This is a genomic window from Blautia massiliensis (ex Durand et al. 2017) (assembly GCF_001487165.1).
In the GTDB taxonomy this organism is placed as follows: domain Bacteria; phylum Bacillota; class Clostridia; order Lachnospirales; family Lachnospiraceae; genus Blautia_A; species Blautia_A fusiformis.
The window spans coordinates 701,224-718,869 of record NZ_LN913006.1 but is presented as its reverse complement, the minus strand read 5'-3'; the positions used below and the strand labels follow the sequence as shown (position 1 = coordinate 718,869).

Below are 17,646 nucleotides of genomic sequence, written 5' to 3'. Positions count from 1 at the left end.
GACTAACTGTATACCAATTCCGTCAAGATGCTCTCTTCCGCTGTTGCCATCAGTGCGTTCATGTGTGCTGTCCATGCCATCGGATCTGCTTCCTTGTCCGGTGCCGGATTCTTCTCCAGTAATTTCTCCATCTGGCTGTCCATTCTCTCCTGTGCTGCTTTCTCGATCTGTTCCAGATGGCTGTTCAGCTTCCCGGTCAGGAACAGGCTCTGATAAAGGCTGTTCTTGTGTTCCTTCAGAAATGTCCTCCGCAGCATCCCGTATTTCCCGATCGTCACTTCTTCCTCTTCGACGGTCAGATTCGGAAACAGGTAATCTCCCTTGCGATGATATGTCAGTTCCATAATCGGTTCCTCCTTCATTTTCAATATTTTCTTCTTTTTTCGTTTCTGCATCCCGGTTTTTAGTTTCACGCATTAACGTGGTAAAGTTATTATAATTCCTTTCCTTTGAAATTTCAACCTCTTTTCTCGCTTCTTCCAGAGAAATTTTATGTACAATTCTTCCAATATCGATCAGAATACTCTCACTGAGCTGACTCACTGCATTTCCAAGGAATGTAAGGGCAGACAGATGGTTGTAATCTGTGATGTGCATGAAATCCTCTTCTTCCAGAAGTTCCATTGGCTCAATCCCACATCGTCTGGAAAGCATATAGTAAACACTGTCTGTTACCAGCTGACGGAAATCACTGCGGATCGTCACCTCATCCAAATCTTCCAGATAAGTATTTTCTACTGCATATTCCAATCCATCCAGATATTCTTCCAGATTGTCACTGACCATCTCCCTTGCGACCGCCATCAATGCGTCCTGCAAGGTTGCCGTATCCTTTTCTTCCAGACCATAGACCTCTTCCAGATGCGTAAGGATCTCTTCTCTCTGGTGTTCCTGCATCTGCCACAGATACGGGCTTCTGCCTCCGGCTACCATGTGGGTGTCCGAAATATCAAACACATAACGAAGTTTGGTGTTCTGCCAGGTTTCATCAAACAGGGCAATTCCTCTTGCACCACGATTTACCCAGCGTAACATCTTTTCATTCCATAGTTCCAGTGATGCACAGGCTGTTGCGTCTGGACGCTGTGCATGGATCAGAAGCTGGTCTGAAAAAGAATACCGATATAACCTTGATGCTGTGTCCATATAATCCATCCAATCCCCTGGCGAACTGCTCACTGATACGGCATGTTCCTGTATCAAGTTTCGGATGTCCTGTAGTTTAGACATTTAACTTCCCTCCTGTCAATAAAAAACAGCCTACTCTTTTTAGAATTGGCTGCATAAAATGTACTTTACTTTTCGGAGAGAAAATGCTATATTCTAATTGAAAAGAGTAACCGCCCACAAGGTGGATGCTCCTGGATTAGGTTTTAATTTATTTTGCTCTCAAAGAGAGCTGCCTATCCTGTTGGCAGACAGGGTAGGCTATTTTTTTCGCTTGTTGTCCCTATTATCCAAATAGGCAAGCAAAGCAATCAGAAACGTACCGCCTAAGAACAATAAGCTCAAGACTTCGTATGTATCCATTCGCTCCACCTCCCTTCTTCTGTATCCCTTAACGGGATCTGAAAATCCAGGAGGTTTTTACCAACCCTGTACACGGTTACTCCAGTAATATTCTAACAGGTAACTCTCCGCAAAGCAATTCCTTTTTACTTCATACGGTTTTATATTCTGTTTTTCTCTTATCCTCTGGCCAATGCAGTTTCCATTCCAGATATTCCTCTTCTGTGATTCTTCCATCGCCCAGTTTCTGCTTTTTCCCCATCCATTCCTGCAGATAAGACATTGTTTTTTTATCCCTTATTGTGATTCCAACTGTTTCACTTTCTGAATCATTTAGCAGGAACAGATGAAAAAGCCCTCTATTTTCTTCATCCATCCAGAATAAAGTTTCCATTAATTCGTCCATTGTCGCAATTCCAGGACTTAAAAAATTCCGGACATCAACTTCCAATATTTCTGCTATCCGGATAAGCGTTTCCTGCTTCGGTGTACGCTGTCCACTTTCATATTGGGCGATTCTCACATCCGCACTACTTTCCCCATATCCTAACCTGCGTCCCAATTCCTTTTGAGTTATGTTGCGAAACATACGGATTTTTCTTATTCTTGCTCCTAATTTCAATTTCTTCTCCTTTTCAAAATGGGGCTGTGCAGTAACCACAGCCCCAGAACACTATTTATATTATCATTTGCGTTTTCTCTTAACTGTCACTACAGTTCCCAGACATCCTGCTGATACTGCAAGCGCCAGCACAAAAATAGCAATATTTGTATTATCTCCTGTTTTTGGTGAATTGGATACAGAAGTCGCATCAGAACCATGGGAAACAGGAGTGCTGACTCCCTGGTTTTCTGATGTTTCCGGAGTGTCTTTTTCCGGAGCTTTCTTATTTGTCAGATCTAGAGTATATTCAATCACAGGAGTACGGTCATTGACATATTCAAACTGAATCTTATGCTCGGTTTCATCAAGCTGATAGCCATCCAGTGTTTTTGTTTCTTTCAGGATATATGTGATTGCTTTTTTATACTGCCCATTCTTAAAAGTCGCAATCGGATAATTCTTTGATTCTGCATGGCCGGCACTGTCTGTTACCAGAGTTTCCAGAACTTTACCTTTACTGTCACAAAGGGCAAATTCTACACCTTTCATTGGCTTCTTGGTATCTTTATCTGTTTTATTTAAGATCACCTTGCCCATTGCCTGTTCATCTTCCATTTTGGTTCCCTGAATATCTCCGGTGTCCTTAATCTCAAATGTCACTTTATTTGCCACAATGTAACCCTTCGGTGCTGTTTCCTCCAATAATGTATAAGTACCGATTGGAAGTTTCTCCACATAATGGTGCTGATCACCAGACGTCCAGCTTTCCATAACTTCCTGGTTTTCATTAAGGATATACAGCTTCGCACCTTTGACCTCGCTGCTTCCATCTGTCATATCCACCTTACTGATCAGAATTTTTGTTGTATCGTCCTGCATTTCTACTTTCTGTATATCTGCAGTATTTTCTACTACAAACGTAATGGATTCTGCAGTTGCATAGCCATCAGCAGGAATTGTCTCTGTTAATGTATATTTCTTTCCAACTTCCAGTTCCTTAATGATGTGTGGTGTGCTTCCGGATGTCCACTCATCCACAACGTTTCCCTCTGAATCGGATACTTTCAGTTTTGCACCTGGTAATTCTTCCCCGGTTGTAATATCTGATTTTGTGATTTCAAAAGTAGTTGGCTCATCTTCATAAGTGAACTCAAAGGATACTTCTGCAACCTCTTCTCCCGCATAAGCAAAATCAAATTCCTTGATTTCTTCTGTTGTCACAAATCCAGCAGGAGCCTGCACTTCTTTTACATAGTAGTTGCCATTGATTGGAAGATCTGCCGTAAATACAATCCTTCCATCCTGATCCGTAGCTTTCTGCTCGATCATGGTATCTGCTTTCAGGATTACTTCGCCTTCTGCATTTAAAATATCATTCTTTGTATAAAGTGCAAATACTCCGCCTTCCAGAACACGGTCTGTATTTTTTTCTTTCTTAACTACAGTTACTTTTGCTTTCTGGCGGTTATTCTGCCAGTCCTCATCATAAGTCACAACCGGAGTATTCTGATCACGATAAGTCAGATCAACCTCTCTGATTTCTCCATCCAGAACATATCCATCCGCCGTCTCTTTTTCCTTTACATAATATTTGCCTAAAGGAAGATCTTCTGATCTTGCATATCCAAGAGCATCTGTCGTAATTGTTGCTACCAATTCGTCCTTTTTATAATAATCACTGCTTTCCCCATCTGCAGCCTTGATATCCTCCGCTGCATAAATTTCAAAAGTAACATCTTTCAAAGAACCTGTAACATAGCCAAATGCTGCGTCCATGCCGCCTGCCAGCATATCTTTCCAGGTAACTTCCTTGACAAATTCACCTTTTTTATTGATGATGATTCGTCCAACCGGAACAGCATCCTTCATTTCTACTTTTTGAACATCTGCAGTATCAGAAACTGTAAATTTCACTTCCTCCGCCTGCAGATAACCATATGGTGCAAACTCTTCCCGAAGTGTGTAGGTTTTTCCCACATGGAGTCTTTTTATTACATGAGCTTTTCCTTTTACAGAAGTCCATTTTTCTACTTCTTTTCCGTCTGAATCCAAAATCGTCAGTGTTGCTCCGTCAAGTTCCACACCTGTTGTAATATCTGATTTCGTAAATTCAGTTGTTGTCGGCGCATTCCTAAAAACAGTTTCCAGTTTTACTGTTTTTACTTCCTGTCCCTGATATTTCGCAGTCACCTCAATCTGCTCATCAGAAGATACAAAACCATCTGGTGCTGCCAGTTCTTTTATATAATAAGTTCCAAATGGCAGATCCTGCTCAAAAACAGCTTTTCCATCTTCACCTGTTACCGCTTTTGTAAGCAGTTCGTCTGCTTTTACCAGTACCTTATCCCCTGCTTTTATATCCTCTTTTGCGTAAAGACCAAACTCTGCTCCAGAAAGCCCTTTCTCATTTTCAGCATCTTTTTTCACAACTGACACTTCTACTTTCTGGCGGTCATTTATAAACTCTGCACTCTGTGAGATCACTGGTGTATCCTGGTCTGCATAGACGAAAGAAATCTTCTGTTCTTCTTTATTTAATACAAATCCCTCTGGTGCAGTCTTTTCTACCACTTTGTATTCTCCTAAAGGCAGATTATCAAGATCTGCTTTTCCGGATTCATCCGTTGTCAGTTCTGCAACTTTTGCACCCTTTGCATATTCCAGGATTCTTTTTCCTGTGTCATCTTTCTGGAAATCAGCTGTATAAATATCCTCTGCAGCATACACTTCATATACTGCACCGGAAAGATTCTGAACTTCATACTTAAAATCATTCTTATAGGTCGAAAGAACCTCTCCTTTTTTCTGTACAGTGAGTTTTCCTTTCACCGGATGATTCTCATATACAACTTCAATGATTACATCACCTGATACCGGATCAGTCTGATACAGGGTATTGGTGTCCACCTGTATTTCGACATAATTTTTGTTAATGGTATAACCGTCCGGTGCTGTTACCTCTTCGATTCTATAATGACCGATTTTTAAATTCTGCGGCAAGATCAGATATCCGTCTATATCTGTGAAATAAGAGGTATGTGTAACGGTTGTCGGGTATGTAGTTACCTGCTCTACATATTTTTCATGATCCAGATCATAAATTTTAAACTCTGTTCCCGGAATTAAAACTGATTTTTTAGTCTCGTCATCCTGTTTAATGATTTTCAGTTTTGCAGAAAATTCTTTATCCAAAAGAACTCTCCATGTCTGCGGCTCTGTTGGTTTATTCTCTGTAATCCGGACAATAAAATCATCTACAGGTTTGTAATTATGGGGTGTTGTAGTTTCTCTCACCAGATATGTTCCATATGGAATTGCAATGGATTTTACATAGCCTTTCTCATTTGTAAAAATTTCCGTTGCTCCATTTTCACCGATCACAACCGGCTCTGCAGAGGAAAAAACATAATTTCCATCCTCTTTTACCACCAAAGAAGATACCAGATATGCACTAAATCCAGCTCCGGATAGTAATGCAGCATCTGTGTCTCCATTATTGGCAGCTTTAATAAGTTCAAACGGCTGTTTCTTCACCGTTTCCAGTGAGGTACACTCTTTTTCTACAACCGCTGTCAGATCACCTTCATCACTGCATACAAGATCATATTCATGCTCGTCTGCCAGATATCCTACGGATGGGGTAATTTCCTTGATGTAATACTCTCCAAGATAAAGATTCTCTATCCTTGCTTTTCCTTCTTTATCGGTAGTTAGCGTACCAATCTGGCTTCCGGCTTTATAAATAACGCCTGTCTTTCCATCTGGATGGGTAATGTCGTTTCTTGCATAAAGTCCATACACCGCATTTTCCAGGGAAGCATCTCCCTGTGCCTTATTTTCTTTTGTCTCGGCATCTTTTTTATTCAAAGAGATTGCAGCACTGACCCTGTCATTCACAAAAGTATGACTGAAAGAAATTTTTGCCTGTTCATCATTGGTATAACTGAACTGGAAAGAATAAGTATCTTTCTCATTTCTGACATAACCAGCCGGAGCCTGGACTTCTTTTACATAATAAGAAAATCCCACTGGAAGATCTGCTTTAAATGCTGCTTTTCCATCAGTACCAGTAATTGCAGTCTCAATCAGAGCATCTTTTTTTACTGCTACTTTTCCATCCACAGTTTTCATATCCTGCGCTGCAAACAGAGCAAAATGCCCTCCGGATAGTGTATTTTCAGTATCTTTGTCTTTCTTTATCACCTGCACCACTGCTTTCTGACGGTCATTTGTAAAGGTAGTCTCTGAGAAAGCCGCTTCTGCAGTCTGCCCTGCATAAGAAATGGTTACTTTTTTTGTTTCTTTTGCATTATAAAAATTTTCCGGAGCCTGTGCTTCTGTTACATTATAGCTTCCAAGCGGAAGATTCTTTACCGTTACAGAACCGTTCTCATCTGTGATCAGATTTTTCGCTACTTCTGCGCCTTTTTTGTAAACTGTTTTTCCACCTGCTGTTACAATATCCTCGGCAGCATATACGTTATAAACGGCTCCTTTCTGACGGCGTTTCTCATACTGGAATGAAGTTCCATTTTCATCAGATACAGCTCCTACAAAAACTTCTCCCTCTTTATAAACGGTCAGATTTCCTTTCTGCTCTTTGTCCGTTACAGTCTGTTTGGTTGTACTGCCAACTACTAATTTCACTCCATACGAAGAAGCCTGGACAACATAACCTTCCGGTGCTGTGATTTCTTTTAAGTAAACAGTATCCTGTGTCTTGGTAAGAGTTACACGTGAAGAACCATTGCTGTCTGTTGGCGGCATCTTAACAATCAGCTTTGTGCAGGCGTTATCACTATATACTCCATACACGGCTCCGGCCAGATTTTTTCCAGTATCGCCATCTTTCTTTGTAATTTCAATAACTGCTTCTTCCGGCCAGTCAACTGTAATCTGCAGGTCAGAGGAATCTGTATAGTAGCCAAAACCAATGTCCTGTGAACTCTCCAATTTTAAGAGCATTGCATGGAAATCCAAAGGGAAATTAGATGTGATCGCATACTTTCCTTTCAGGCTACCCATATTGGCTGTTGTAGCTACAAGATGGAATTTCTCTCCACCCTTTACAGTGACATTTCCAGATGCCGTTTTTCCTGTGGTTTCATTAACAAGGCTTACTCCGTTCTCCAGATGAATGGTAATGGTAAATGCTTCATTTGCCTTCCAGGTAAAACTTTCTGTTTCCTTTCCCGTTGCATTAACGGAAAGTCCTGGAAGAAGTTTCATTGCTGTCGGATCAGGCATTTTAGCAAGAGCTGCTTTAATCTCTTTCAGCATATTTTTAGCGGTTGTAGAAAGCGCACCTCCAAATCCGGATTCGCCATCATATAAATAGTCAACCAGGTAATGCTGCATGGCTCTTGTCTCAGAACTGCATCCATATTTTTCCATGATGGATTTTACATTATATCCATTGAATGTATGTCCCCATCCTGGACCGCCATATCCATAGAACAAAGCTTTCCGCAGATACTTATCATCTCCGCCCTCATCCAGTTCAACCATATTTTTATATGTTGTCCCACTTGGAGGTGACTGCATGGAGTGCTGCATACAATACGCATTTACTGTATAAGTCTTTCCGCCTGCTTTGTAACGAACATATTTGTAGCTGTCATTTCCACCCTGTCCCATAACTGTATCAAACGGATGAAGCTGGCCATCTGAATAATAGTAATATTTATTTGCTTCAATATTTGTTGCATCATCCCATGGAGTATCGGTTGCAAGTAACATGATACCGTTTTCTGCCTGATCCATGGAAACACTTAGGTCAATGTCATCTGCTGGCATTTCAAAACTGAATTTATCCGATTCTTCGTGATAAGTCACCTCTGAATACAATAAATCTTCTGTATTCTCTGTCTGGTTTGCCTGTACTTTTGTTGTTCCTACTGCAATTAAGCTGCCTTGCGGCATATCTCCGGAAAATACAACGGTTTCTCCTGGCTGATACTGTCCATCTTCATGGTTCAGCTCAATATGAAATTCCTCTCCACGAACAATATTTACCTGATAATTTCCATCTGCATCTTCTGTTTTCTCTGTTCCATCTGTAAAAGAGTCGTCTGTCGCCTCTGGCATTTCTTCCGGATCTGTATCTGTAATTTCTTCAAATGTGCTGTCTGTATCCGGATTATCATCTATGGCAGGTTCTTCTGTTGAAACTTCCTCAGACGGGTTTTCCGGGATTGGTGTATCTATTGGCTCTTCCTCAACCGGAATTTCTGTCGGAGTTACTTCTTCATAGATTTCATCCTCTGACGGAATTTCTACATTTACCTCATCCTGCACAGGTTCTTCACTCTCTGCAGTGCCTATGGCTGGTTCCTCGCCTTCTGCTTCATTCTCATCTTCCTGGTTGCTTACAGATTCCTGATTCTCAGATTCAGCAACCTGCACCACCGCTTCCTTTACAATCAGCTTACGATTGATCTGATAAATTGGGTGGCCACTTACTGGCTCTACATAATAAACAGCTTTGTATGTATCTTCGTAATCTGTTGTAAAATCCTGCTTTTCCTCATTTTTTGCCTCATGGAAAGTGATCTTCACCTTTTTTTCATCTGGTATTTCCAGTCCGGTAAAATCTTTCTCCACTTCAAAAATACTGCCTGTTTCCAGTTCCAGATCTTTTGCTTTTACCACCTCATCTGCATCAAGTTCATTTTTTACCTCTTCGTATAACGGTGGCTCTTCTGGCACTACATCTGCCGCATAGGACAGTATTGGAGATAGAATTGTAGATAACACTGTAAGCATTGCCAAGAATCCCGACAAAAATCTTCTCATATTTTTTTTATTCTTCATTCTTTTTTCCTTTCTTCCGTTCCGGGAAAATCAACTGAAACTTTGGATTTCCGGTTTCTGAAACCTCCATCTTTATAGTTGCTTCATACTTCCTTTTTGTTTTCTCTGATACCAGATCTTTGAAATGCACCTGCTTCTCACTCAGCAGCTTCCTGACAGTTGCTTCATCAAGTGTTTTTCCCTGACTCTCAAAAAATCGGTTATTTTTCCATAAAGTAAAACTGCAATCACTTCCTGAACAATAATAATTTCTCTTTCCCACATAAACCTTATTGCCACATCTTGGGCATTTTCCAATTTCCTTCCGACCATCTGAAAATAGTTTCTGGTATTCTTCCACTGGCTGTCCATTATCACTTACCAATTTGGTAACCATTTTTTCAATTTCGAAGAGAAATTCTTCTACATTTTTCTGGCCTCTGGAAATCAGTGTCAGATCATTTTCCCATTCTGCTGTAAGTTTTGGTGATTTGATCATTTCCGGAAGAATCCTGATCAGATTTCTTCCATCTGCTGTAGGTAATATCTGCTTCTTTTTACGCTCAACAAAGCCTTTCTCAATCAGTTTTTCAATAATCGCTGCCCTGGTAGCCGGAGTTCCAAGCCCTTTTCTCTCTGCGTCTTCTATCATATCCGAGCTTCCAGCGTGTTCCATGGCACTAAGGAGCGTATCCTCCGTATAATGTTTCGGCGGTGCTGTAAAATGTTCACTAAATTTTACAACAACACATTCAAATACCTGCCCTATTTTTATATCTGGAAAATCACTTTCCTCCTCTTCTGGCTTTTCTGCATTTTTCCCATATGATTTAAAGAACCGTTCTTCCACTTCTTTCCATCCATATTGGAGAACATTCTTTCCAGATGCAGTAAACAGTTCTCCATGACAGGAAATTTCAGTCTTAATACTCTCATATATGTATTCCTGTTCCGATGCACATAATAACTTTGATGCAATCAGCATGAGAATTTTCTTTTCTCCACCCGGAAGTGCTTTTAAATCCATGTTTGTAATTTCTACCGTTGGTATAATTGCATGATGATCTGATACCTTTTTACTGTTCAAAATTCTCTTTATATCTGGTTCTGAACCCTTTATTGACATTTCAGGAAACATACTATTTACTGCCCCGACAACTAGAAGAGCATTTTCTTCCATATCATCTGTAAGATATTGGCTATCCGTCCTTGGATACGTCACCAGTTTCTTCTCATAAAGGCTTTGGGTATAGTCCAAGGTTTGCTGTGCCGTAAATCCAAGAAGACGATTTGCTTCCCTCTGTAATGTGGTCAGATCATATAATTTCGGCGGCTGTACCTTTTTCTTCTCTTTCTTTACTGAAAGAATCTGTGCAGTTTCATCCTTCATATCCTCCATCATCTGAACGGCAGCACTTTTCTCTTTTATCCGGCTGCTTACAGCATCCAATCCATCCATCAGAAGATGAACCAGATAATACTTCTCTTTCTGGAAGTTCTCGATGCTCTTTTCCCGTTCCACCAGCATTGCAAGTGTAGGTGTCTGCACCCGACCTACAATCAACCGATGGTGATACAGTACCGTAAACAGTCTGGTGGCATTAATTCCTACCAGCCAGTCTGCTTCACTTCGCGCCACTGCAGAATAATAAAGATCATCATATTCATGTCCATCTTTCAGCTGCTGAAATCCTTCCAGAATTGCTTTTTCCTCCATGGAAGAAATCCACAGTCTTTTAAAGGGAAGTTTACATTCTGCCTGGTTATATACCAGACGGAAAATCAACTCCCCTTCTCTTCCTGCATCTGTTGCACATATAACTTCTGTGATATCTGCTCTGTGAAGCAGTTCCTTTAAAACCCGAAACTGCCCTTTGGTACTTTCTTTAATCTGATATTTCCAATTCTCCGGAATCATGGGAAGTGTTTCATATTTCCATGCTTTCCAGTCATCCCGGTACTGATCCGCACTAGCCAGTTCAATCAAATGCCCAATACACCAGGAAACCAGATATTCTTTTCCTTCCAGGTAGCCATCTTTTACGTTTGTGGCATGAAGCACCTTCGCAATGTTTCTGGCTACGCTGGGTTTTTCCGCAATTACAAGCTGCAATTTTCAATCTCCTTTCTGCACCTGTCGCTGTAATTAAGTGAAACAAAGTTATTCCTCTGATTCTTCGTCTTCTACTTCACCTTCCATTTCATATTCTTCTAATTCTTCATCATCCTCACGAATTGTATCTTCCTCCTCATCGTCGTCCTCGTCCTCTTCATAATCAAAAGAAGTATTTCTTCCTTTCATAAATTTCCAATAATAGTAAGCACCACAAACTCCTGCCAGAACCAGCAGCATTAATAAAATCGTGCCAGAATTATTGCTTTTCTTCTCAGGTTCTTCCTTTTCTTCCGGTATGATCGTAACTTCTGGTTCCGGTATCTCTGTGATCTTCTCTGTTTCAAGTGGCAGTGCGGATTCTGCAATAGCCTGGTTCTGTGGAAGTGTGACCATGTTGGTATCCGTAAAGTTCAAAAGATCATTTTCGCCTACCTCTGTAAGAAGATAAACATTTTCATCCGTTTTATCCTTATCTACGATCAGATAAAAAACCTTATCACTTTTTGTCTTGATCGTATAAAATTCCTTTCCCCCTTTGTCCTGAACTGTTCCTGTTGTCATGCCGGAAGCAGAACTTTCTCCCTGCACCCGTCCGGTATCTGCTTCTGTATCCGTTTCATTTCCTGTGTTTTCTGGTTCTGTTGGTGCAGTAGCAGTCTCGTTCGTTGTCTGATGTTCCGTTACGGTTGCCGTAGCACTGGTGGGCTTACTTGCAGTTCCATCGGCTGGCAAAGAAGCTGCATTCTGCTCCGTTCCGGAAACCTCTGTATTCTCTTTTACTGCATCTGGATTTTCATAATAAGGGTTTCCTACTTTATAGATCTCTGACATATTTCCTGCTTTGTCTTTTGCCTGCAGGGTAAAGTATTCATAGGAAGTATCCGCTTTTTGCAAACGGACATTTAATGTATTATTCGTCAGTTCTGTGAATTCATTTCCATTGACATACAAAGCAGCAATTCCCGATTCCGCATCAACTCCCTGCACGATCAGTATCCCATTCTTCGCAGCCGCAATAATAGTTGGTTTGGTTTTATCAAAACACTCTATGTAACGATTCTGCTCATAAGTATTTCCATTCTGATCGGTAACTCTCACATAAACACTACAATTAGAAGAGATGGATACTTCCATATTTCCGGTTATGTCTGACCATCCTCCATTTTCTGAAAGTCTTGCTTCTACTTTTGCAATAGAAAAAGCACCTGTATTCTTTGTATCTTCCACTTGAATTTTTACGGTTGCCGTATCTGTCTGCCAGCCTTCGGGTTCTGTAAAGGTAATCCCTACTTCCGGTGTTTCCGTCACATCATTTCCTGCATCTTCCTGTGCCTGTTCCACTGGATCTGCAAGAATTTCAGCTTCTGATTCATCTGAAAAATCAACATCTTCCGGGCTGCTTTCTTCTGATGATTCCACTTCTACATTATCTGCCCATACAGTCAGACTTCCGGGCGAACTATAAAAGAAAGCTCCTGCCGGAAGTCCTGCTAACGTAGCTGCGGTTAAAAATACAGATGCTCTTTTATGAAATTTCTTCATTTTCTGTCTGCTCCTTTTCTCTGGTTTCCAATATCTTTTTTTGTTCCTCCTTACTGATATCAATCATCAACTGAAGTTCCTCTGCGGAAACTCCATTGCTTCGGATAATTTTCAGATACTCCATATCCTCTGCCTGTTTCTTCTGTTCTTCCAGATCCCTTGCTTTTTTCTGTAGCTTTTCAATCTTAGCGTAGGTTCTTGCAAGTTCTTCTTTTATTCGTTCAATGTTCAAATACGCCCCTCCTTATGGCCTGCCAAAAGCATAAAAATGAGACTGCCAGTATGCAGAATTAATGGACGTATACTGAATTGGATTTCCACAATGGATCATCTGTCCATCTCCGGCATAAATTCCTACGTGGGTAACCGGCTCTCCCGCATCATACGTCCCAGTGAAAAAGATAATATCTCCTGGCCTTGCTTCTTCTGGTGATACAGGCATACAAATGTCATAAATTCCCTGTGCAGTAAGTCTTCCCATATTGCAGACACCCGAATTGGTAAACACATAGCTTACAAAACCAGAACAGTCAAAAGAAGTCTCCGGGCTGGAACCGCCCCATACATACGGCATACCAAGATATTTGTCTGCTTCCGCAAATAATCTCCGCACAGTCTCATCATCATAACTGCCTCCTCCAACATACAGCCCGCTATCTCCGGTACTGATATAAAAAACAGGATTATAATATTCCCCATCTTTGACCAGTTCCAAATATAACTGGCTTCCGGTTGCACTTCCTGTACTTCCCGTTGTACCAATTACAGTATCTGTTGTTACTTCCTGACCATTTGCTACCGAAATGCTCTGCAGATAAGCGTATTTAATCTGCACACCTTTTTTATCCTGCGTAACTACATAATTTCCAAAAGTTCCGCTATATCCTACATCTACAACAAAACCATTCATCGCTGACTTCACTTCTGTTCCCTGTCGTACATTAATCGTCACACCTCTGTGAAGTTGTGTCTGCCCGGTTCCATTGTTTACAGAATACCCATAATAGGTACTGATATAGGCATACCAGTTTAACTCAACCGGAGTTTTATATGTCTGTAAATTTCCTCTGTTGGAATAGACCTCTTCATAAATTTCCTGCTCATCCTCTTCCATTCTGGACAGAATAACACTTCTAAGCGGTTTTGCCTGAACAGAAACATTCAGTACATCTGCAGTTACTGTACGGGTAACTTCCACAGAGTTCTGATTGCCCTCTGCCAGAAAACATTCCCAGATCTGATGACCATGTGCCTCAGCTACTGCGTGATTATCATAATAAACATCAAACTGGACACCATACTGGGCAAAGTTTCCAGTATCTTCTACGGTGTACTCAATCCCATTCATCACTACTTTCGTCCCCATTGGAAGAAATGGGTTTGCAGCATCAACCGCAAGCGTATGATTAGCCTGTGGCATTGCCCCTGAAGCAGTAGGTCCTCCACTCCACACGCCACAGCAGATGGGACAATTACAGTATCCACTGGTCACAACATTTCCCAATGACTGCCCTACCTGTATTGTAGATGTTTCCTGCCGGGTTTCACTTTTTTCCTCTACGGTGATTCCGTACTGTAAAGAAAAAATTGTTTCCAGTTCTCCTTTTATCTCATCAAACTTAAAATCCCCATAACTGGCAGTCAGATAACTGATCAATGTATGAGGATCATGGCCGATTTCACCAATGTTATATCTGTATTCATCTTTTCCTGGATACCGGGCTTCCATCTGGTTTATTTTCTGTTGAAGACTGGCTTACATCGCTTGACAAGGGCACACAGCCCTTTGTCGTGTGCGATGGATAAGTAAAAGTCAAATTTTCCACTCAATCGAAACGTGTTCGTCGGTTGCGCGGATCTGTGAGATCAGGCCGTCGGCAACCTGCCGCCTGTCCTCGAAGTCAATTTCTTCCCATTGGTTCAGGTAGACCGACAACCGCTCAATCTGTTCCGGGGACATGGTTTCCGCTGACAGCGCCGCGATCTCTTTTGTCAGGGCTTGGCGGCGTGTGTCCAGCTCCTCGATTTTGCTGTTGGCATAGGACAGCAGCACCGCATTAGCCCCGGTCAAAGTATTCAGCAGCTTTTCAATCTCGTCCTCCACGCGGGCAAGCTCCATGTTCAGCGCGGTCAATTTGGGATTGACCGTTTCTCGCTTTGCCGTCAGCGTCTGGAACTCAGACAGCTTCTTGACCATCTCGCCGTACAGAAACCTTTCAAATTCCCGTGTGCGGAGCGTCCCGCAGCCGTCACAGCTTTTACTGTCAGCCCGCTTGGAGCAGCGGAGATACTGAACACCTGTTGGATTGCCGACGCTCATAAGCGCGTACCCGCAGCGGCCACACTTGACCTTTCCGGCAAGCCATGTGTTCTTTGCCTTGCGCCCGCCTTGGAACGTCTTGTTTGCCATGAGCTTTTTCCGGCAGCGCAGCCATGTATCAGACGATACCAGCCCCTCGCTGGGAGCCAGAACAAGTATCTGATCTTTCAGGTGCTTGTTTTTTCTTTCTTGCACGTCCCGGCCCTGATAGAGATAGCAGCCGTTTGTCCCGGCAAAATCTGTGGCTTCATTGACTACCACCGTACCCTGGCTTTTGAAGAACTCGTACATATCGAGGTCAGCCTGTGCGTAAATGGGGTTTCTCAAAAGTTGGGAGATAAAGCCCCGTTTCATTTCCTTGCCGTAGATCAGGATGCCCTCGTCGGCAAAGTAACGGGCAATGTCCCCGAAAGAAATTCCGGGCTGAGAGTACATTTCAAACATCAGCTTTGCAATATCTGCCGTTTCCGGGTCAGGCTTCATCATTTTTGTGCGGATGCCCTCAATGGTGGTCGGCTCCAGTTGGAAGCCGTAGGGGGCCGCGCCGCTCATGTGAAAACCGTGCTGGCAGCGGGAATAGTAGGCATCGGTCACGCGCTTCTGGATGGTTTCACGTTCGAGCTGGGCGAACACGATGCAGATATTCAGCATGGCCCGCCCCATCGGGGTGGACGTGTCAAACTTTTCCGTGGAAGAAACGAACTCGACATTGTATTCCTGAAAAGTTTCCATCATGGTTGCGAAGTCCAGAATGGAACGGCTGATACGATCCAGCTTGTAGACCACCACGCGCTTGATCAGGCCCCGGCGAATATCGGCCATCATTTCTTGGAACTTGGGTCTATCGGTATTCTTGCCGGAATAACCCTTGTCTGTGTACTTGCGGAAATTGCCTCCTCTCAATTCATACTTGCAAAACTCGATCTGGCTTTCAATGCTGATACTGTCCTTGCGGTCAACGGACTGTCTGCCATAAATGGCATCTTCACGAATAATCATTTGGTGCTCCTTTCCGTGTAGGAGCTACCAAACCTTACACCTATATTATACCTCTGGCAGCCCCGTATCTCAAGGATGTCCCGCATTAGTGCATCTGCGCCCGTCCCGGCGCATACTTCACAAAGACCTCATACAGACAGCTTTCAATTTCACGCTTGCGCTTATCCCGTGCTCGGGGAGAGAGCATCGGGGTCAGGTTTTCCACGGTGATGGATTTGCCCTGAAAAGACGCGGTTTTGACTTCCTTGTGATAGCCGACTCTTGCCTCCGTCATCTGAAAACCTCCTATAACAATCAGCGGTGTGAATAGATTTGATGGTTTCCCGTTGTCCGTGGGGAAACGTGAAAGGACGGCACAAAAGCGCCGTCCTTTGACCTTGCCCCACCTCTGGCCACGATGACCAGAAGCAGCGGGACAGTTGTTTTCCGTTTCAATCCACAAAAGAGGGAGCCGCCGCGCCGAAATGGTTTGGGCTGTCATAAGACAGAAAGACCCGGTTTGACGGCTCCCTGTATGATTGTTGTGTGCCGTATTTGCCACGCATCCCCGGCACGGGGAGTATTCCAGACCGCCGATGGCTTCGGCTGCATAGCCCCACAGCATCGCTGCCCGTGGAGGGCTGGCGCATACCGCAGGAACTCCCCCTCAAGTCTGTGGGAGGGCGTGAGCAAGTTTCATTATCCTCCGCGCTGTCCTCGCGCCCGGTTTGCCAGCACCGGGTCAAAGGCTGCGTTGATCGCTCGGCCAGCTTGTCCATCACCTCCTGAACTGGCTGTCGTGGCGGCGCACCTTACGTCGCTATCACGCGGATTTCGTATCGGGAATACTGTCTATTCAGTTTTCAAGGCGAGGAAGAAAACTCCTCTCACCTATCAGGAGGTTTCGGGGGCAAATGTACTCCCTCTTACAGAGATTTTTTCAAATTATTTTTCATAGCGGCCAGCCCACGCTCAACGGAGCAGCAGATGCGGCTCCGGCCAACGCCCTCGGCTGCCGCGATCTCGGCCTTGCTCATGCCGAGAAGATAGTGCTGGTACACACGCCGGGCCTGCGTGGGCGGGAGCTGGGCCAGCGCGTCATAGAGGGCAAAGGTGGTTTCCCGCGCCTCAATGTACTCGTCCGGGGTCAGGGGCTGGCGGAGCACGTCGGCCTCAAAGCCGGGATCGGTGTCCAGCGAGCACTCGCCATTTCTGCGCTTCTGCCGCTTGTAGCTGTCGCATAGACGGCCTCCCATCGAGAGGGCGGCGGCGATCTCGTCCGAAACTTCCAGTATCACATTTTCGGTCATATAGGGGTAATACCGTTTCAGGTTGATAGTCGTCATAATTGTCCTCCATTTCAAAAGGTGGTTGGTGAGTGCGGATTGAAATGGAGAACAGGCGGCCCGCGGCACCTTGGAGCCTCTGGCCACCGTGACCAGAAGCAGGGGCATATAAAAACGCCCGCACAGCATGACACTATGCGGACGCAAGCAAATGAATATCTTGTTACATGATGTTTAATTTCACTTTCAAAGCCGGACTGCTCCGATGGAGGAGCTACGCTTTTTTTAGCTGGTGCAGATCACGCGAACAATGAAATAATAAAATGGACACGGCAAAATAACCTCCAATCGGCTACCGTGCCCCTGCAAGTCGTCATTGGTTTGTGTAGACGCAAAGAAACGGCGGCTCTGAAAATCAAAGCCGCCGCTTCAAATGGGCGTGTTGATAGGCTGCTGTACGACGGCTTTTTTTCTTTTGCCGTCGTGCGGCAGCTTGTTC

11 protein-coding genes and 1 pseudogene are annotated in these 17,646 nt (G+C 43.5%); all 12 read right to left on the bottom strand.

The window, feature by feature from the left end; genetic code table 11:
- Positions 1–2: 2 nt before the first annotated feature.
- The 12 genes and pseudogenes from BN3261_RS18230 to BN3261_RS17635 all read right to left on the bottom strand — a co-directional run bounded on the left by BN3261_RS18230 (position 3) and on the right by BN3261_RS17635 (position 17,207).
- The gene (locus tag BN3261_RS18230; RefSeq protein ID WP_118049814.1) at positions 3–344 is read right to left on the bottom strand and encodes a TnpV protein; all 342 of its coding nucleotides are present in this window, start codon (positions 342–344) and stop codon (positions 3–5) included.
- 431 nt (positions 345–775) lie between these two features.
- Positions 776–904 (bottom strand): hypothetical protein, encoded by a 129-nt coding sequence (locus BN3261_RS18225; RefSeq protein ID WP_259893456.1) that lies wholly within the window; start codon positions 902–904, stop codon positions 776–778.
- A 524-nt stretch (positions 905–1,428) separates the two neighbouring features.
- Entirely contained in the window at positions 1,429–1,530 is a 102-nt protein-coding gene (locus tag BN3261_RS17880) for a putative holin-like toxin (RefSeq protein WP_015524590.1), read from the bottom strand.
- 130 nt (positions 1,531–1,660) lie between these two features.
- Positions 1,661–2,131: a helix-turn-helix domain-containing protein gene (locus BN3261_RS04305; protein WP_110925748.1), complete on the bottom strand. Its 471-nt coding sequence runs from the start codon at positions 2,129–2,131 to the stop codon at positions 1,661–1,663.
- Positions 2,132–2,194: 63 nt separating this feature from the next.
- A complete protein-coding gene (locus tag BN3261_RS04300; RefSeq protein WP_059085539.1) occupies positions 2,195–8,926 on the bottom strand; it encodes a SpaA isopeptide-forming pilin-related protein in 6,732 nt (2,243 codons plus the stop codon).
- Positions 8,916–11,018: a DNA topoisomerase 3 gene (locus tag BN3261_RS04295; RefSeq protein ID WP_055066058.1), complete on the bottom strand. Its 2,103-nt coding sequence runs from the start codon at positions 11,016–11,018 to the stop codon at positions 8,916–8,918. The genes BN3261_RS04300 and BN3261_RS04295 overlap by 11 nt, the downstream gene beginning before the upstream one ends.
- 48 nt (positions 11,019–11,066) lie before the next feature.
- Positions 11,067–12,563, bottom strand: coding sequence for a CD1107 family mobile element protein (locus tag BN3261_RS04290; protein ID WP_059085538.1), 1,497 nt, complete (start codon positions 12,561–12,563; stop codon positions 11,067–11,069).
- The gene (locus tag BN3261_RS04285) at positions 12,547–12,795 is read right to left on the bottom strand and encodes a DUF4315 family protein (protein WP_055066060.1); all 249 of its coding nucleotides are present in this window, start codon (positions 12,793–12,795) and stop codon (positions 12,547–12,549) included. Before BN3261_RS04285 ends, BN3261_RS04290 begins: the two co-directional genes overlap by 17 nt.
- Before the next feature lie 12 nt (positions 12,796–12,807).
- Positions 12,808–14,319 (bottom strand): annotated as a pseudogene (locus BN3261_RS18220) (NlpC/P60 family protein); the annotation flags it as partial.
- A gap of 57 nt (positions 14,320–14,376) precedes the next feature.
- Complete coding sequence (locus BN3261_RS04275; RefSeq protein ID WP_021886980.1) at positions 14,377–15,882, bottom strand: recombinase family protein; 1,506 nt, start codon at positions 15,880–15,882, stop codon at positions 14,377–14,379.
- Between the two features lie 85 nt (positions 15,883–15,967).
- The gene (locus BN3261_RS04270) at positions 15,968–16,156 is read right to left on the bottom strand and encodes a hypothetical protein (RefSeq protein ID WP_021886981.1); all 189 of its coding nucleotides are present in this window, start codon (positions 16,154–16,156) and stop codon (positions 15,968–15,970) included.
- Between the two features lie 631 nt (positions 16,157–16,787).
- Entirely contained in the window at positions 16,788–17,207 is a 420-nt protein-coding gene (locus BN3261_RS17635) for an RNA polymerase sigma factor (RefSeq protein ID WP_097785026.1), read from the bottom strand.
- Positions 17,208–17,646: the final 439 nt, after the last annotated feature.